The sequence below is a fragment of the Rhizobium sp. 05N49 genome (assembly GCF_056396805.1).
The window spans coordinates 1-17,057 of the sequence record NZ_JBFTME010000045.1 but is presented as its reverse complement, the minus strand read 5'-3'; the positions used below and the strand labels follow the sequence as shown (position 1 = coordinate 17,057).

19 protein-coding genes are annotated in these 17,057 nt (G+C 62.0%); 8 read left to right on the top strand and 11 right to left on the bottom strand.

Annotated features, from left to right (window positions below):
• Nucleotides 1–301: 301 nt before the first annotated feature.
• The 3 genes from AC1DF8_RS35925 to AC1DF8_RS35915 form a co-directional block, all read right to left on the bottom strand.
• Entirely contained in the window at nucleotides 302–2,008 is a 1,707-nt protein-coding gene (locus AC1DF8_RS35925; protein WP_478157547.1) for an adenylate/guanylate cyclase domain-containing protein, read from the bottom strand.
• Nucleotides 2,009–2,188: 180 nt separating this feature from the next.
• Nucleotides 2,189–3,862 (bottom strand): dihydroxy-acid dehydratase, encoded by a 1,674-nt coding sequence (ilvD, locus tag AC1DF8_RS35920; RefSeq protein ID WP_478157545.1) that lies wholly within the window; start codon nucleotides 3,860–3,862, stop codon nucleotides 2,189–2,191.
• Between the two features lie 124 nt (nucleotides 3,863–3,986).
• Nucleotides 3,987–4,424 (bottom strand): VOC family protein, encoded by a 438-nt coding sequence (locus tag AC1DF8_RS35915; protein ID WP_113145738.1) that lies wholly within the window; start codon nucleotides 4,422–4,424, stop codon nucleotides 3,987–3,989.
• Between the two features lie 210 nt (nucleotides 4,425–4,634).
• On the opposite strand from AC1DF8_RS35915, the gene AC1DF8_RS35910 reads away from it, so the two are divergent.
• Nucleotides 4,635–4,901 carry a DUF2277 domain-containing protein gene (locus tag AC1DF8_RS35910; protein ID WP_112547968.1) on the top strand — a complete coding sequence of 89 codons (267 nt, stop codon included), beginning with the start codon at nucleotides 4,635–4,637 and terminating at the stop codon, nucleotides 4,899–4,901.
• Between the two features lie 50 nt (nucleotides 4,902–4,951).
• Here the strand turns inward: AC1DF8_RS35910 and AC1DF8_RS35905 are convergent, their stop codons facing one another.
• Entirely contained in the window at nucleotides 4,952–5,914 is a 963-nt protein-coding gene (locus AC1DF8_RS35905) for a CE1 family esterase (protein WP_478157543.1), read from the bottom strand.
• Between the two features lie 379 nt (nucleotides 5,915–6,293).
• Between AC1DF8_RS35905 and AC1DF8_RS35900 the strand changes: the two genes are divergently transcribed.
• Both AC1DF8_RS35900 and AC1DF8_RS35895 read left to right on the top strand, forming a co-directional pair.
• Nucleotides 6,294–7,202, top strand: a complete 909-nt coding sequence (locus AC1DF8_RS35900) for a DUF1003 domain-containing protein (protein WP_113145736.1) — start codon at nucleotides 6,294–6,296, stop codon at nucleotides 7,200–7,202.
• 256 nt (nucleotides 7,203–7,458) lie between these two features.
• Nucleotides 7,459–8,481 (top strand): hypothetical protein, encoded by a 1,023-nt coding sequence (locus AC1DF8_RS35895; protein ID WP_478157540.1) that lies wholly within the window; start codon nucleotides 7,459–7,461, stop codon nucleotides 8,479–8,481.
• Nucleotides 8,482–8,572: 91 nt separating this feature from the next.
• Here AC1DF8_RS35895 and AC1DF8_RS35890 read toward each other — a convergent pair whose 3' ends face one another.
• Nucleotides 8,573–8,953 carry an oxidoreductase gene (locus AC1DF8_RS35890; RefSeq protein WP_478157538.1) on the bottom strand — a complete coding sequence of 127 codons (381 nt, stop codon included), beginning with the start codon at nucleotides 8,951–8,953 and terminating at the stop codon, nucleotides 8,573–8,575.
• Nucleotides 8,954–9,137: 184 nt separating this feature from the next.
• Between AC1DF8_RS35890 and AC1DF8_RS35885 the strand changes: the two genes are divergently transcribed.
• The gene (locus AC1DF8_RS35885) at nucleotides 9,138–9,362 is read left to right on the top strand and encodes a hypothetical protein (protein ID WP_112546509.1); all 225 of its coding nucleotides are present in this window, start codon (nucleotides 9,138–9,140) and stop codon (nucleotides 9,360–9,362) included.
• 37 nt (nucleotides 9,363–9,399) lie between these two features.
• Here the strand turns inward: AC1DF8_RS35885 and AC1DF8_RS35880 are convergent, their stop codons facing one another.
• The 3 genes from AC1DF8_RS35880 to AC1DF8_RS35870 form a co-directional block, all read right to left on the bottom strand.
• On the bottom strand, nucleotides 9,400–9,774 hold the full coding sequence (locus AC1DF8_RS35880) for a hypothetical protein (RefSeq protein ID WP_478157549.1): 375 nt from the start codon (nucleotides 9,772–9,774) through the stop codon (nucleotides 9,400–9,402).
• A 206-nt stretch (nucleotides 9,775–9,980) separates the two neighbouring features.
• The gene (locus AC1DF8_RS35875) at nucleotides 9,981–10,301 is read right to left on the bottom strand and encodes a DoxX family protein (protein ID WP_113116343.1); all 321 of its coding nucleotides are present in this window, start codon (nucleotides 10,299–10,301) and stop codon (nucleotides 9,981–9,983) included.
• 1 nt (nucleotide 10,302) lies between these two features.
• Nucleotides 10,303–10,683 carry a DUF4267 domain-containing protein gene (locus tag AC1DF8_RS35870; RefSeq protein ID WP_478157536.1) on the bottom strand — a complete coding sequence of 127 codons (381 nt, stop codon included), beginning with the start codon at nucleotides 10,681–10,683 and terminating at the stop codon, nucleotides 10,303–10,305.
• A gap of 120 nt (nucleotides 10,684–10,803) precedes the next feature.
• On the opposite strand from AC1DF8_RS35870, the gene AC1DF8_RS35865 reads away from it, so the two are divergent.
• Together AC1DF8_RS35865 and AC1DF8_RS35860 are read left to right on the top strand one after the other, a co-directional pair.
• Nucleotides 10,804–11,397: a TetR/AcrR family transcriptional regulator gene (locus AC1DF8_RS35865; protein ID WP_478157534.1), complete on the top strand. Its 594-nt coding sequence runs from the start codon at nucleotides 10,804–10,806 to the stop codon at nucleotides 11,395–11,397.
• A 202-nt stretch (nucleotides 11,398–11,599) separates the two neighbouring features.
• Nucleotides 11,600–12,070: a pyridoxamine 5'-phosphate oxidase family protein gene (locus AC1DF8_RS35860; protein WP_478157532.1), complete on the top strand. Its 471-nt coding sequence runs from the start codon at nucleotides 11,600–11,602 to the stop codon at nucleotides 12,068–12,070.
• Between the two features lie 136 nt (nucleotides 12,071–12,206).
• On the opposite strand, the gene AC1DF8_RS35855 is transcribed toward AC1DF8_RS35860, so the two are convergent.
• A complete protein-coding gene (locus AC1DF8_RS35855; RefSeq protein WP_478157530.1) occupies nucleotides 12,207–13,814 on the bottom strand; it encodes a GMC oxidoreductase in 1,608 nt (535 codons plus the stop codon).
• 182 nt (nucleotides 13,815–13,996) lie between these two features.
• Nucleotides 13,997–14,767 carry an alpha/beta hydrolase gene (locus AC1DF8_RS35850; protein WP_112546515.1) on the bottom strand — a complete coding sequence of 257 codons (771 nt, stop codon included), beginning with the start codon at nucleotides 14,765–14,767 and terminating at the stop codon, nucleotides 13,997–13,999.
• 201 nt (nucleotides 14,768–14,968) lie between these two features.
• Here AC1DF8_RS35850 and AC1DF8_RS35845 point away from each other — a divergent pair, with 201 nt between their 5' ends.
• The gene (locus tag AC1DF8_RS35845; protein WP_113145729.1) at nucleotides 14,969–15,964 is read left to right on the top strand and encodes an AraC family transcriptional regulator; all 996 of its coding nucleotides are present in this window, start codon (nucleotides 14,969–14,971) and stop codon (nucleotides 15,962–15,964) included.
• Nucleotides 15,965–16,113: 149 nt separating this feature from the next.
• On the top strand, nucleotides 16,114–16,662 hold the full coding sequence (locus AC1DF8_RS35840) for an isochorismatase family protein (protein WP_112546683.1): 549 nt from the start codon (nucleotides 16,114–16,116) through the stop codon (nucleotides 16,660–16,662).
• Between the two features lie 24 nt (nucleotides 16,663–16,686).
• Here the strand turns inward: AC1DF8_RS35840 and AC1DF8_RS35835 are convergent.
• A partial coding sequence (locus tag AC1DF8_RS35835) for a phosphodiester glycosidase family protein (protein WP_478157527.1) occupies nucleotides 16,687–17,057 on the bottom strand: 371 nt, incomplete at its 5' end.

The following is a 17,057-nucleotide window of genomic DNA, read 5'->3' as shown; positions in this document are numbered from 1 at the left end:
CTACAACCGAAACAGACCACACTCTTCACTGGGCAACATCACACCCAGTGAATTCGCAACGAAAATGGCTATGGAAAAACAGGCCGCATAAGGCCAATTGAAAACCCAAGACTCTCCTGAAAACTGGAGGGACGATGGGTCTCAGGTCAGCTTGGAAGTCCGCTTCGGGCCGAAAACAGACTGACGGTTTCTGGATCCAGGTTGCTAGAAGCGAACTTTGGGTCTGACGGCGTCTCGCAATCTCTTCATCCGAGACATCGAACTGCAGCAGTTGCCGATGGGCGTCGGATTGTGCCCCCTGTCACATCTCCGGCAGGCCGGCCTTCCTGAAACCGTCGACAAAGTGGTCCCTCACAGATGCATCGCGCAGCGGCTGGGAGTTGAGCCAATGGGCGATCGTGAAATGAGGGTGGGCGATCAGGAACAATTCTGCTTCTCGCAGCGCCTCGTCATGGTGGCCCAATTGCGCAAGCGTGGCGGCCAGGAATTTGCGTGAGTTGGTGCGATAGGTGTCTTCCCTGCGCAGTGTCGCGGCTGCTGCCTCATAGTCGCGCGCGGCGTATTGCGCCTGGCCAAGATGACAAAGATACCAGCAGGCCGGACGGGGATTGAGCCGCAGGGCTTTTTCGATCTGCGCCAGTCCGTCGGCAATCCTGCCGTCCAGCACGGAAATGTCCGACATGGCGGCCCAGGTGTCGGCGTGGTTGGGGTCCAGCTCCAGGGCCTTGGCGAAGGCGGCCTCCGATTCCTGCCATCGCCGCTCGTAAGCCAGGATGGTCCCCAGGACGTAACGGCAGCCGGCATCGTTGGGGTCGAGGTCGACCGCCTTCTGCGCCGATGTCGTCGCCATCTCCCGGTTGGGATCTTCGGGCTCTCCGAAATGCGTCCAGGCCAGCCAGCGGTTATAGGCGAGCAGGCCGAGTGCCTCGGCATAGGACGGCTCGAGCTTGAGCGCGCGCTGGAGCAGCATATGGGCCTCACGCTCGGTTTGCGGCGACTCTTCCGTCAGGAGGCGGGCGCGCACACACAGGTCGTAGGCCTCAAAATTCTTCGGCCGATTGCGCTGCGGCGGGATGGTCAGCCGGCCGACGAGGGCTTCGACGATCTTGGCGTTGACTTCATCCTGCAGTTCGAAAACATCTTCCACGGTCCTGTCGAACCTCTCGGCCCACAAGTGGCCGCCGGCAAGCGTGTCGACCAGCTGGGCATTGATGCGGACACGGCCCATTGCGCGTCTGGCGCTCCCCTCCAGGACGTAGCGGACGCCGAGTTCCTGGGCGACCAGCTTCACGTTGACCGGCTTGCCCTTGTAGCCGTAGACGGAATTGCGCGCGATGACGAACAGGCCGGCCGTGCGGGAAAGGTCGGTGATCAGGTCTTCCGTCAAGCCGTCGACGAAAGGCGCGTCCGTTTCATCCCCACTCATGTTCGTGAACGGCAATACGGCGATCGAGGGATTTTCCGGCAGCGGCAATATGCTCTGCAGCGCATCCGGCCAATGCCAAACGTGGACCGGGCGAGTGAGGTTCTTCAGGTAGCGTTCGCCTGCATCGAAGAAGCGGTCGTCGATCTTGCCGAGGATCTCGCCGTGAACGCTGGATGAAATGCAGATGCCTCCCGGCGCGGCCAGTCTCTCGAGGCGCGCCGCGACATTGACCCCGTCGCCGAGGACGTCTGACCCCTCGTCAATGACATCTCCGAGATTGACGCCTATGCGCAAGAGCAGGCTCCGGTCTCCGGAAGCCTCGACGGCGGCGGTGGCCAGCTGCATTTCCAACGCTGCCGCGACCGCTTCCACCGCGCTGCCGAATTCGATCAGGAAGCCGTCGCCCATAACCTTGAAGATGCGGCCTTTGTGGCGCATCACGGCCGGCTCGATCGTGCCGGAACGGAGTTCCCTGAGGTTCTCCAGCGTTGCGACTTCATCTGCCTCCATCAGGCGTGAATATCCCACCACATCGGCAACGACGATGGCGGCAAGGCGACGCTGAAGAGATTGATCCGTCATATGAGGACAAGCCTAACGACCGAATTAGCAAGTTATTGTTCAACCGTCGGTGAGTCAACAAGGGGCAGGGGCAAGTCCAGGCATACTCCACCTTCATCGAGCCGTGGTCCTTGTGACCGACGGCGTCGAGGTCGGCGAATGAGGATCAGTAACGCGAGTGCCTTACGGTCGAAGCGGGCCTCAGCCCGTCACGGCTCCCTCGTTCGCCGGTCGGACCAGGGCCGCGAACTTGGCGAGGACGCCGCGCCGGTAGCGCGGTGGAGGCTGGACCCAGAGGCTTCGGCGTCGCGCAATCTCCTCATCGGGGACGTCGAGCTGCAGAAGCTGGCGATGGGCGTCGATGGTGATCTGGTCGCCCTCGTGGACAAGTGCGATCGTTCCCCCCTCGAAGGCTTCGGGCGTGACATGCCCGACCACCATGCCCCATGTGCCGCCGGAGAAGCGTCCATCGGTGATGAGGCCGACGCTTTCTCCAAGGCCACGTCCGACGATAGCGGATGTCGGGGCGAGCATTTCCGGCATTCCCGGACCGCCCTTCGGCCCGAGGTAACGCAGGACCATGATATCGCCGGCCCTGATCCTGTCCGACAAAATAGCGTCCATTGCGGATTGCTCGTCGTCGAAGACGCGCGCCGGGCCGGTAATGACCGGGCTCTTGAGACCGCTGATCTTTGCCACCGCGCCGCCTTCCGCCAGATTGCCCGTGAGGATGGCGAGATGTCCCTCGCGATAGAGTGGCGCCGCGAGCGACCGGATAACCTCCTGGTCGGCAGACGGCTCGTCGGGCACGGCCGAGAGCTCGTCTGATATCGTCCTGCCGGTGATCGTCAGACAGTCGCCGTGCAGGAGGCCGGCATTGAGCAGCAGCTTCAGAACCTGGGGAATGCCGCCTGCAGAGTGGAGATCGACAGCCATGTAGCGGCCGGACGGCTTGAGATCGCAGATGACAGGTACCTTGCGGCGTATCCGCTCGAAATCCTCCAGCGTCCATTCCACCTCGGCCGCATGGGCAATGGCGAGATAGTGCAGCACCGCATTCGTCGAACCTCCCGTGGCCATGATCAGCGCCACGGCATTTTCAATCGACTTGCGCGTGACGATGTCGCGCGGCCGGATGCCGGCTCTTACGGCGTCCACCAGGACGCGCGCGGACTCGACCGTGCTGTCGATCTTTTCCTGATCGGGATTGGCCATGTTGGAGGAGTAGAGCAGCGACATGCCGAGCGCCTCGAAGGACGAACTCATGGTGTTTGCGGTGTACATGCCGCCGCAGGATCCCGTTGTCGGGCAGGCATTGCGCTCGATACCCTCGAAATCCTCGGCGCTCATCCTTCCGGCGATGTAAGCGCCGACGGCCTCGAAAGCGGAGACGATGGAAAGGCTCTGGTCCTTCCAGCGACCGGGCTTGATGGTGCCGCCATAGACATAGATGGCCGGGACGTTGGCGCGCAGAATGCCGATCATGCCGCCCGGCATGTTCTTGTCGCACCCGCCGATCACGAGAACGCCGTCCATCCACTGGCCCTGCACCGAGGTTTCCACGCAATCGGCGATAACCTCGCGCGAGACGAGGGAATATTTCATGCCCTCCGTTCCCATGGCCATGCCGTCCGAGATGGTCGGCGTGCCGAAGGTCTGCGGATTGGCTCCGGCCGCCTTGATGGCTGCGACCGCCGCATCGGCAAGCGGCTGGAGCCCGGCATTGCACGGCGTGATCGTCGAGTGCCCGTTGGCGATGCCGATCATCGGCTTGTCGAAATCGGCTTTCGCATAACCCAGCGCATAATACATCGCGCGATTGGGGGAACGGGCAATGCCTTGGGTAATATGCCGTGAACGGTCGTTGTCAGCCATGAGCGCCTCCCGCTAGCCAGCCGCGACTATAGCGTGTCGGAAGGCAAATACGCTGAGAAATATGCTCTTGCCTCCGGCGAAGTCGCCGACGGCAGCTCACTGTTCTCGCTCCTGGCCGTTCAGCTCACCCAAGTTCCTGGGCAAGCCCGATGAGGATGCCTTCGGGGCCGCGGATGTAGCAGAGCCGGTAGGTGTCCTGATACCGGACGACTTCGCCGACGAGTTCGGCGCCGCGCGCACGCAGCCTTTCGAGCGTCTCGTCGATATCGTCGACGGCGAACATGACGCGGAGGTAACCCAGCGCGTTGACCGGGGCATTCCGGTGGTCGGCGACGACCTGCGGCCTCAGGAAGCGGGAGAGTTCGAGCCGGCTATGGCCGTCAGGCGTGCGCATCATGGCGATCTCGACATGCTGATCGCCGAGGCCCGTGACCCGTCCGGCCCATTCTCCCTCGATCATGGCCCGGCCTTCGAGTTCGAGGCCGAGTTCGCGAAAGAAATCGATCGCTTCTCCGAGGTCTTCGACGACGATTCCCACATTGTCCATTCGCTTGAGCGCCATATTCCCGATCTCCAGGCTGCTGTTTCACTCTACAAGGCCTCGCCTTGTGCACCAAAGGACGTTCGAGGTGGCGCAATACCGACAGCCATCCGGCCGATTTTTGCTTTCCGCATGATCGCGATATGGTCCGTTGCAATTGGCACGCACAGGACTAACTTTCGGGGGAAGCCACGCCCCTCCGTGGCGAAGATATCAAAGGGAAGCAAAGGCATGTGCCGGAACATCAAGCCCCTGTTCAATTTCGATCCGCCGGCGACGGACGCGGAAATCCACGATGCGGCGCTCCAGTTCGTGCGCAAGCTCAGCGGAACCAACAAGCCATCGAAACGCAACGAGGCAGCTTTCGAAAACGCGGTCATGGCGATTGCCAATTGTGCCCGTGAATTGCTCGATTCGATGGAGACGTCGCAACCGCCCCGCGACCGCGAGGAAGTCGCCGCCAAGGCGAAAGCACGATCGGCAGCCCGCTTCGCCTGAGAAATCCGCGCTCTCAGGATAGGCTTGCCGATCTCCATGCCGCTTCCCGGTCACTCGCCGTGATAGCGGCTGATAAAGCTCCAGACTTCGGCCGCCGTCTCGATATCGTTGCTGCATCCCCCGAAACGCGGTCCGTCCGGCGGATCGTCCATGCCGGAGCCGGTGTCGGGCCTGGCGAGGCGGGGCCAGCAGTGGCCGCCGTTTTCGATGCGATACAGTTGAACGCCCGTATCGGCCTGGCATCCGGTCCATTGCACGAGACTGGCGCGGGTGAGGTCATGCGGGTTCAGGTGCGGCAGCGGCGTTGACGTCTCCCCGGTGCAGCCGTCGATCCGCCGCCAGTATTCGGTCGTCTCGGGCACGGAAAGCAGCCGTCCGAAGGAGCGGATATAGCCGTCGTAGCGCTGCACGTCGTCGCTCGTGCCGTTGATCATCATGACCGGCATGGGGTGGCCGGGCTTGCAATCTTCGACCTGCGCTTCGTTGATCGCGCTGGCGACGGGCGCGATCGCCGATATCCTGTCGGGAAGCGCGCAGGCGAGCGTATAGGTCATCAGCGCGCCGAAGGAGAAGCCAGTCGCATAGACCCTCGAGCCATCGGCGATCTTCCGGCTGACGAGATCGTCGATCATGGTGCGGAAAAAGCCGATGTCGTCGACCGGCTCGCCATTGATGGCAGGTTTTCTGGATTTGATATTCCAGGCGCCATCGATCGCTTCCGGATAGAGGGTAATGAAGTTCTCGCGATCGGCGACGGCATCGAAACCGCTGTTCTTCTGGAAGTTGGCGGCCTTGTCGTCGGACCCGTACATGACGATGACGAGCGGGGCCGGATGCCCCGCCGCGCCGGCGGGAATATGCAGGATCGCGGTGCGGTCGACGCCCTGCCATCGGTAGGTCAGGAGGTCATCGGCATGAGCGTCCTTCGGGCCGAGGAGAAATACCGGGCCGAGGATCAGGCCGAAGAGAAAAAGGAAGCCGGCAAATGGCAGGCGTTGCAATGCGCAGAACATCAAACGTCCTCGCTTTCTGACGAAAACACAGCGACGAAACATATGCCATTGCGCAGCACCGGCAATGAACCGACGAAGCGACGCAATGGCGCAGGTTGCCGTCTTCATCGGCTGGGTTTAACCCGCCGTACTTGCTTGCCACATCTCGCCGTCACGGAAGCGGCGAGGCAGTGCCACCGGTTCGCCCCTCCTACCTGTGGGAAGGGGTTGGGGAGGGGATTGCCACCATTGCGGAAGGGGCTTTGGCGCGCCTTCTTGCCCCCGGCGCTGAGGCGGCTAATTTGCCGCAGATATTGCTCAATTCAGAGACGGTTGCATGTCACAATCCTGTTGGAATTGATGGCTAGACGGGCGAAAAATCGGCAGCGAGGATCGGCAGATGGCAGAAGAGAAGCCCCTGGACCTGACGGGCGAAATCGTCGACTTCGATGCGGGGCACGGAGAGGCGGCCACCGTCGAGATGGACGACTATTCCAAGAGCCTGGCGCAGGCGAAGGCAAAGTCGGTCAAGCTGGTGGATGCGATCACCGGCGCTACGCTGAAGAAGAAGGACGCCTTCCATTTCGACGATCTGCGACCGGCGCTTGCCGATTTCGTGCGGCAGAAACATCCGGGCCTCCGTTCGGACGATTATATCAGCCGCAAGCTGATCGATGATTATCGCGGCCAGTATATTGCCGAATTGCTGCGCGACGAACGCGGCGAGCTCTCCAACCTGGAAGATGAAGTCGTCGAGAGCCTGAAGAGCCACGACACGCTCGCCGAAAACATCGAAGAGGATTACGAGGAACGCCGTTCGCTCGGCGATCGTGTCGCCGATGTCGTCGCCACCTTCGGCGGCAGCTGGACCTTCATCATCTCCTTCTGCTTCTTTCTCGCCGTCTGGATGGGCATCAACCTGGCGCTGGGCGACAAGGCTGCCTTCGACGTCTATCCCTTCATCCTGCTGAACCTCATCCTTTCGACCATCGCCGCCCTGCAGGCGCCGATCATCATGATGAGCCAGCGCCGCCAGGAAGCAAAGGACCGGCTGAGGGCGCTCAACGATTACAAGGTCAATCTTAAGGCGGAACTCGAAATCCGCCACCTGCATGAAAAGGTCGATCACCTGCTGAACCGGCAGTGGGAGCGGCTGACCGAGATCCAGCAGATCCAGATCGAAATGATGCTGGAACAGGCCAAGGCCGCCAATCGCGCGCTGAAGCTCAGCAAGGCGCAGAAATCCAAGACCAATGCGCTGAAGAACCTGTTCAGCACCAAGCCTGCCGGCGAGGAGACCGAGGAATAGGGGAAGTGGTCGTGCAGAGGGCACAAAAAATAAAAGAGGCCTCGAAGGGCCTCTTTTGGGTTGTTTAGACTCATTCGCGTCGCAATCTCTGCAGAATGCGCACAGCCCCCCTAAGGGCATCGCAACGGAGTGCATCGAAAGTAAGTGTTCACCCCGGCAATGTCAAGCCCCATGGCACCCATTCAGTTGCAAATTATCTATGCAACCCAAACCATTGGGTGTAACGCTACCGTAAAGCAAACGCGGTTGCAAGTTCATGAAAACTGTCGTCGAAAAGCATGCCGAGGGGCTGCTGGCAGAGTTTGAAATCGAGCTGGAAATCTACGAGAGAGCTCAGTTTACTGCTCTTTGCGCGCAGGCCAATGGCGACTTCCTCACCAGCGCATTGAAGGAACTGCGCGGGGTCGCCAGAAGCGTCGCGAAGGCCAAGGCTCGTGCCGAGGCGGCGGGAACGAAGTGCGAAGCTGCCGCGCTCATCCCGAAAATCATCCGCACCTATTATCGAAAGCTCGGCGAGCAATCGAAACTCTTTCCGGCATTGTCATTGTTCGAAGCGGCCTACCGCACGCATCTGTCGGCATGGATGGAGCATCATTATGGCACGCCCCGATGGTGGAGCGATATCTATACCCACATCAAGCGCGGCGGCAAATCCTCCGATTTTTCCGATATCAACGGGGTCAGCGTCACGGCGGGTACGCCTCGCGTGATCGAGAACATGCTGAGAGGCATAGATGGGCAGGGACTGCACGGAACGCTGATCCCGACCTTGAGCGATGGCAGGAAGATGCTGGAGAGGAGCAAGCTCTCCGACATCGAAGAGCTGATCCGCGAACAATGGGTGCAGTTCAAGACCTCGATACCGGACAGGCTTCATCACGGCGCGCCTTTGGACCTCGAAGTCTTCATGGGCATGTTCAGAAGGGTGCGCGACGCGCGCAATCTCTGCTCTCATCACCGCGAGGTGAAGGACCGCGCGGGTATTCTCAGCAATATCGAGCAGCTCGTCGATCTCGTGAACGTACACCTCGAAATGGCGCTGGCCGCCGTCCACACGGCCGCCGTCAGGCCGTATCCGTTCCAGGTGCTGGCGGTCGAGAAACATTCGATAGGCCTGCCGGAGCGCCAGGTCTTCGAGACTGTCTTTACGATCGACACCGTCGTCAGGACGTCTGACCTGAAGGCGTTCTCGCTCGGCGAGGCGCTGATCATGGCGCTTGAGCCGCTGTCGGCAGACGACAGGCTGAAACTGACCAGCATCTCGGTCCGGGCGAAGTGACGCTCACCGCGCCATGAATGACCCGGCTCCCGGCTGACATTTATCCGTCGGCAGCCGGGCCACTTTCAGCCGGGCTATGGCGAGGGGAGGATCAGCAGGCGTTCGCCGCATCCGGCTGGACCGAATTCGTCGAAGGGGTCGGCGCCGGGTTGCCTGTGCCGCTGTTGGTCGTGCGCTGGCAGTCGTTCGGGTCGCCGCCCGAAGAGCCGGAATTGGTGGTGTTGCTGGAGGGATTGCCGGCGTTGTTGGTCGAGCCGGTCGTGCTCTTGTCCGTCGCGCCGCCGTTGGTGCCGCCGCCGTTCATGTTGCTGCCGGTGCCGTTGCCGTTGCTGTTGCCATTGGTGCCGGAGGTGCTGCTGCCGCTGCCGGATGTGCCGCCCGAGCTGCCGCCTGAACTGCCGGAAGACTGTGCCATGACCGGGGCCGCCAGGGTGAGGGCGAGGGCGGACGTTGCAAGGATTCTCAGAAACATCGGTATTGCCTCTTCAATTGGAGCTTTGTGACAGAGGCTCAACCTGACGAGGCTCTCAATGTTCCGTCTTTTGCTGCCCGGACGGGGAAAGGGTGCGTTGCCGTACCAAGGGCGAGGTTGAGGGAACTTTGGCCGCTCCAGTTCGTTCTATTCCGCTTCCGAACTGCAATCCGAAAAGGCTGATATGTCCAACCGAGACGGCACGCGTGTGCTTTTCGACCGCATCTGGTCCGCCGGCGTCCAGGCGGCGCGGGAGGGGCGGCACAGGGAACTCGACTATCTCGTCCACATGCGCCCCAGCCTCGAGGAGTATCAGGCCGGCCGGGGGCTGCGAATGACGCATATGATCAAGGTCGTGCAGCTCGGCATGTCGAGACTGCGGGCAGCCGGCGACCTGCCGGGCGAGTGACCTCCTGACTGAGGCGAGGACGGGGCCTCGCCGTCGATCACCACGAGTTGAGGCCCATATCGCGCTTGCCGTTCATGACACGCACGGAGTTCGGGCCGATCTTGTTCCAGGTCTCGCAGATTTCCTTTCCGTCGTCCCGACCCTTCCAGGTTCGGCAAAACCTGTTGCCGGCAATGTGCCATTTGCCTTCGATCAGGATCACGTCGCCATTGTCGAGCTTGACCTGACCCTTGGCGGTCCCGTCCTTCGATATGGACAGCATGCCGGCATACCCCTCCTTCGGTCCGCCCAGGGTGAGTTCCTTGCCGTTTGACAACAGGGCCGTCAGTTCCTTGCCCGTCATCGCCGTCGCGGCGATTGCGGGGAATGCGCCGAAGACAAGGACCACTGCCAAAGCTGCGATGCGCTTCATGTTTCCGTCCTCCACCTGGATGCCGATGATCTCCCGCTGGTCTTCCCAACCAGCCGGCGAAATGATGCACCAGGGATCGCGATAACAACAATTAGCCATTGCGGATTATCCCGTCAGAGATCATTGGTGCCCGGGAAATGTTCTAACAGATGTTGCGCTACCTCGAGTTGTGCAACCCTGTGAATCCCGCGAGGGTATAGGCCGTTTCAAGACGAGATCGCGGCGAGAGCGATGAGGCTGACGAAGACGCTCAGCGGCGGAAGGTGCTGCATGTCCCGGTGGCGCAGAACAGTCACGATCGCGGCTGCGATGATGACCGTGGCGAGCACCAGGCCGAAGCTTCGACTGGCTGGAAACGCAATCAGGGCGGCCGCCGATATCTCAAGTCCGCCTGTCAGGATGCCCCACCAGCGCGGATAGCCCCAGCGGGCAAAATCGCTTCGTGTCCCTGACGTGCCGATGACGTTGACGAGGCCGGCGCCTGATAATGCGGCACAGAGGAACCAGAGTGAGAGAACATGAACCATCTCAGTGCGCACCTGCAATCATGGGAACGGCCACCAGGACCATGATCGCGGCCGTCAGGCCATGAATGCCGAAGGCGCTTTTCGTGGAGCCTTTCGCTGCGAGAATGACCAGCATGTCGCCGAGAGGGATGATCGCCTCGATCAAGAGGACAATGCCGATCTCGCGCTGGACACCCCAGACCATGAAGGCAAGCACCAGCAATCCGGCGACGATGTCGCGAACGCCCTTGAGGCGGAACCATGCGGGGAAATTCGGGTCATCGCCCGGGAGCGGCAGGCCGAAGCTGCGCACCATGGTCGTCGGGCTCGCAATATAGCCGGTGCCGATCGCGATAATTGCAAGGGCCACAAGCAGCCCGATCCCATTCAGAAGCCAATCCATCACGCCATCCTTCTAGCGGTTTAAAATAATCTAGCAGTGCTAACATTTATGCTAGCGTTGCTAGATATTCAAGCCGTGATATGATCTCTGCATTCACGCGGCAGGGCATGGAGGTCGAGAATGGGTATCGCAGAGCGAAAAAGCCGGGAACGCGCCGATCGCGAAGATCGTATCGTCGCGGCAGCCCGTGGCATTGCGGAGAACGAGGGATGGGAGGCCGTCACGATCCGCCGCCTGGCCAAGGAGATCGAATACAGCCAGCCGGTTCTCTATTCGCATTTCGAGAACAGGGATGCGATCGTGACAGCCGTCGCAATCGAGGGATTCAGTGAGCTCGCGGCCGCTCTTTGCGCAGCTGCGGAAAGGGCGAAGGGCAGGCGGGAGGCCCTGACCGATCTTTCCATGGCCTATTTCGACTTCGCGCAAAGCCGCCCGTCGCTCTACGAGGCCATGTTTGTCCTCCCGACCCAGCTGCGCTTCGCCGAGGCCGAGACGCGGCCGGAGCTTCGGGCCGGTTTCGAGGCATTGGCCGCGGCGGTATCTCCGTTCTGCGCCGATGCGGAGATCGTGACCGAGACATTCTGGGCAGCCCTTCACGGGCTTGTCGCGCTCGAACGGGCAGGGCGCATCAGGCCCGGCCTGCGGGACGAGCGCATCGCGCTGGTCGTTCGGGCGATCGTGGATGCGGGAGGCCATTCGCGCAGCCGTGGCTGACATTGCCCGGTCGACGATTGCCCGTTCGATCTCCGGGCAGTTGCCGCCCACCACCATCGAACGAGGACGAGCAATGTGTTAATCGTCCTGGAAGGCACGGGATTAGAACGGACGCATCAATGGCCGGGTCGGGCGGTGAACGCCTATCTCTCAAGCTCGCGGCGCATCCGGCCAAACTCCGCTGAGGCCGGCAGGCTGTCAAATGGAACTGCACAAAAATCGAGAATACTCACCGGGGGATGAGCCAATGGACGAAGGTCATACGAAACGCATGATCCTTGAATTCCTGAGGAAGCACACCCTGGCGGTCATTGCGACCTGCCATGGTAATGGCGAGCCGGAGGCTGCTACGATCGACCTCTCGGTGCGCGACAATCTTGAGATCGTGTTCAGCACTTTCACGCACACGCGAAAGTTCGACAATCTCGCCGAGCGTCCCGGCGTCGCGTTCGTTGTCGGATGGGACGACAATATCACGGTTCAATACGAGGGTGAGGCGACAATAGTTCCTGCCGCGGATATCGAACAATACCAGGACGCTTATCTCAACAGCCTTCCGGCCGCCAGGGAGTTCATCGAGAGAGGGGCCGTGTTGTTCAAAGCGGTGCCGCGGTGGATTCGATATTCCGATTTCAACAAGGAGCCTCCCGAGCTGATCGTGGTTCAATTCTGAGAGGCGCAACGGTTTCGGGTCGCCGTCGGGGGCGTCGGTTAAATCGTGACCCTTGTGGGGGGCGAAGGACGGGTCGAGACCCGTGGCTCTTCCCCTGCAGCCCGGCAAGGCAGAGGGGGTGCCCCAAGGCGCACCATCACGCCCGCTCCGCCCGCAATTCCCCCTTCAGATGATCCGCCAGCCTCAAGGCCAGCGCCACTGCCGGCAAGGTCGGGTTGGCCTGTCCTGACACCGGAAACACCGAGCTGCCGGCGACATAGAGGTTTTCGAGGTCGTGACAGCGGCAATTGCCGTCCACCACGCTCGAGCGGGGCGAGGCGCCCATCCGGGTCAGGCCGATCTGGTGGTAGCCGTCGAGCGCCTGGCGGCGGACGGCGGTTTGCAGGCCGTCTTCGGGGTGAAGCCATTCGAAGGTGCCGATCTGCCTTGTGCCGATCCATTCCGCCAGCGCATGGTGGCACCTGATCAGCGAGGCGAGATCTTCCTCGTCGAAGTCGAAACTGACGGCGAGCCGCTTCAGGCCGGTTTCATCGACCTCGGAGCTCAGCCGCACGCGGTTGGACGCGACCGGCCGCTGTTCGCCGTGATAGGCGAGCCAGTAGAGATGCTCGCCGTTCTTGACGAAGAAATTCGGCTGCCGCTCGGATTTGAGCGCTGATGTCGTCAGCTGCAGGGCGGCGTTGAAGCTTTGTACGGGGTTTGCGACAAGATCGGACAGCGAGGCAGCGTCGGATACTTTCGACTTGAAGGACATGCGGCGCATCTTGCGCCTTCCGGTGATCGCCTTGAACAGGTTCAGCGTCGCACGCGCGCCTGCCGTTGCGTAGACCTCTTCCAGCGGTGGACTGCGCAGCCAGAAGACGCTGTTCRGGAGGTCGCGCTCGTTCTGCAGGGCGATGCTCGGTATCAGCCGCGCGCGGAACCAGGCGCCGGTGCCGTTGCGGCGGAAGAACATCTTTTCCATGAAGCTGCGGTCGGTAAAACGGATGCGGGCGAGCTCGCCGGCCAGATGCCCCATGTAATAACGCCCGAGCGGGCCATCGACGCCGCCGAAAAGCCGCGGCGCGATCTCCTGTGCGGCCAGCAGCAGCCTGGCATTTTCGCGCCCGCCGCAGGCCAGAACGAAGATCGTGGCGCCGAGCGAATGCAGCTTGCCGCGATGCCACACCATCAGCCGTTTCGTGCGGGCGCCTTCGCGGTCGAGATCGAGGCCGATCACGGTCGCCTGGGTGACGAGGTGCAGGTTCGGCAGGTTCTCGATCAGCGCTCCGTGGGCTTTTGCCATATCCGGCTCGCGGGCCCAGCTCTCGATCGAGGGTTCGAATTCGCCGTCCATGTCGGGCATATCGACTGCCGGCAGCTCGGCGCCGAGAAAGGCGCGGGCATCGTCGTAATAGGCCCTGAATGCGCTGTGTTCGATCGGCCAGCGGGCATCGCCGCGCGCCGGCCTGCCATCGAAATCGCTGTCGTCGAATTCGACGCAGCGGCCGCCCCAGGCTTTCGAGGTGCCGCCGACCGCGCGGCGGATCGTCAGGCTCGCTTCGGCATGGTGGTCGGTGCTGATGGAGGCGGCTGCCGCCAGCCGGTTCGTCTTCTCGGATATGGTCTTGCCGCCGGATTCAAGCAGCGCGACAGAGAGCCCGGAGCGGGCAAGCGCGATGCCCAGCGCCAGGCCGACAGGCCCCGAGCCGACGACACAAACGTCGACACGTCCCGCAAGCAGGTTTTGAAGCGACGAAATCATTTCACCACCCCGGCTTATGATGGCGGGATCATAGCCGCATTTTTCGGCGCGTGTAATGTATTTTGTGAGGCTTCAGCCCTTGGTTGTCTTGGGCGATATCTTGGCCGCTATCTTTGGGGCGCTGTCTGGGGTGGGGGCGGGGGAGAGCTGCTCCCGGCACGGTGGCACCGGGAGCAGGATCGTCACTTCGCGAGCGCGGCCTTTTCAATGACGGCGGCAACCTCGTCCGCGTGGACGACGAGGGAGGCATGGCTGCCGGCCACCTCGGTGGTCTTGGCCTTGATCCTGGCCGCGAACAGTTTCTGGGCCTCCGGCGCGATGACCCTGTCCTTCGTGGTGATCACATAGAAAGTCGGCTTGTCGTGCCAGGCTGCGATATCGACCGGAGCCTCGTAGGCCGTGTGGTTCAGCGGAAGCTGCGAGTTTGCCAGGGACTCGGCGACCTTCAGGGGAAGGTCGGCGGCGACCGCCGTCGGAAACACCTTGGGATCGATATAGAGGTTGCCCTTGTCGTCGGGATGAATGGCGTTGGTGCCTTCGGTTGCCGGGCCGTGCGCGGCCAGGGACGCCAGGGATTCTCCAACGTCAGGCGCGAAGGCGGAGACGTAGACGAGCGCCGAGACCTCGGGTTCGTCACCGGCTTGCGTGATGACCACGCCGGCCCAGGAGTGACCAACGAGGACGGTCTTGCCATCCTGCTTCGCCAGTGCCTGCTTGGTGGCATCGACATCCGCAGCCAGCGACGTGAGCGGATTTTCGACCAGCGTCACGTTATAGCCCTTCTTCGTGAGAATGTCGGCAACGGGCTTCCAGCTTGACTGGTCGACGAAAGCGCCATGGACGAGCACGATATTGTGCGCCGCCCCCGCGGGTAGATTGGCCGAATGGGCGGGTGCGGCAAACGCTGCTCCGGCGGCGAGAACGGTGGCGGCTAAGAGTAGTCTATTTCGCATTGCTTGCTCCTGTTGGGATGCCGACAACCCCGCCCCATGGGAAAGGGCAGGCGCTTGGGTACGTGTTGCGGCAGTTTTCCAGATTGCTTGCTGGGTGGCCTGTCGGCTCACGTCGACACGAAATAATACGAAGAGTTCCGGGAGGTTAGGCCCCGATCGTCCGGATATTGTGTCCGACCGTACGGCGGATTAACATCAGACATGGACATCCTCGCCGAAGTGCTCGATCGCGTTCGCCTTAGCGGAACCCTGCTCTTTCACTTCGAGCTCGGTCATCCCTGGAACCTGGCCATGCCGCAGCGGCCCTACGCCCTGTTCCATTATCTCAGTCGCGGCTCAGCCACGCTTGCGCTCGAACACGGGCAAGAACTCTTGATGGCGGAGGGTGATCTCGTCGTCATCACACGCGGCGAGCCCCATCTGATCTACTCGGACAGCGGGACGACGCCTTTCCTGGTGACGGATCTCGACCGACCCGCGCATCTTGGCGTCGTTCATCACGGAGGCAGCACGAAGCCGCTCTCGACGATGATCTGCGGCAATTTCATCCTGTCGTGGCCGGCGCGCGGCAGCGTGATGGAACTGCTTCCGCCCGTCCTTCTCTTGAAGCCGGCGATGGATGGTGACTGGCTCGAGGCTATCCTGCGCCGCATGGTGAGCGAGTCGGCGCTTGCACGTCCCGGTCAACGCGTCGCGCTGTCGCGAATGACCGAGGTGCTCTTCGTCGAAGTGTTGCGAAGCTGGATCAAATCCCTCCGGCCGGGAGAAGGCGGATGGCTTGGGGCGATGGCGGACCCCTATATTGGGCGAGCGCTCGAGCTGATCCACGAGCAACCGGATCGGCCCTGGACACTTCGCGACCTCGCACATCGCGTAGGGCTCGGCCGCTCGGTGTTTTCGGCTCGCTTCACCAAGCTCGTCGGCCAGTCCATGCAGCGCTACCTGATCGCACGCCGGATGTCGGAGGCTGCGTTCCTGCTGGAATCAAGCGATGAGGGGATCGCCCGGATCGCAAGCCGCGTCGGCTACGAAACCGTCGCGGCGTTCTCCAAGTTGTTCCATCGCCACCACGGCCTGTCGCCCGGCCGCTATCGGGCAGCCCGGCGCGTCGAAGCCGGTCCAAGGCCCGGGGAACGTCCTGATCAGACGTTGCTGACTGATCTCGACGAGGCTGACGTCGAAGCCGTCCTGTCGTGATCGCCGGCTGGGCGAGGCATTGAGGCTCCTGTCTGCTGTCGCAGAAGTGATGACCCGTCGAGCCCGTTTTCCTGTTTTGCATGCGACTTGGCCGGCAGCAGATGCTAAACTTTTCCAAAGCCCTCCAAGCGGCAAAGGACCAGGGAACCATGACCAGCGCACTCCTCATCATCGATATGCAGATGGTCATGCAGGAGCGGCTCGATGCCGGGCGCGAGCGCGTGAACGGCGAGGCGGGAGAGAATATCGCAGCCCTTGCCGGCGCCTTTCGCGCCGCCCGAAAGCCTGTCATCCATGTTCGTCACCGCGACAGCGCGGAAGGGTCGGCGCTTAACGAAAAGGCGCCTGGATACCAGCCGATGCCCTGCGCGAAGGCGCGGGAGAACGAGCCCGTCTTCATCAAGTCCACGTCGTCGGCCTTTGCCTCCACCGAGCTCGAGGGCTATCTGCACGAGGTCGGCATCACGCATCTGGTCGTGACGGGGGCGGTCGCCGGCTTCTGCGTCAACACGACCGTGCGCGCCGGCAGCGACCTCGGCTTCAAGATGAGCGTCGTCAGCGACGCGGTGCTCGGCTTCGACCTGCCGGATGCCGATCTCTCGGCGCGGGAAATCTTCGACGTGACAATGGCGCACCTGAAATCGGATTTCGCCGAGATCGTCGAGACGCGGCAGCTGATGGCGATGCAGCCTGCCTGACAGAGGCGGCCTAAGGGCGGCTGCCTAATCCGGTTTGCCGCCCACCAGCGCGACGATCGGCCCGTAGCCGCCGTGCCAGGATGTGTCGTTGCGGCCAAGCGCCGGATTGTAGAGGCCGGTGCCGTTTCCGCCGTCGAGGAAGAGCGCATCGGAACAATTCAGTTCGTCGCGGAAGAACCTTGCGAAATCGTGGAAATTCACGTTGCCCTCGCTGATGACGAAGCGGAGCGTGCCATCGGCTGCAAGGCCGACGCCATTGCGCCGCGTGCGGTCGGTCGAGCCGGGTATGAAGATCGGGTTGACCTTGCCGGCGACGAGCAGCATCGGGCCGGATTGCGTGGCGAGGCGCGTCTTCGGCTTCTGCTTCAGGAAATCGGCGGTCGGGATGATATGGG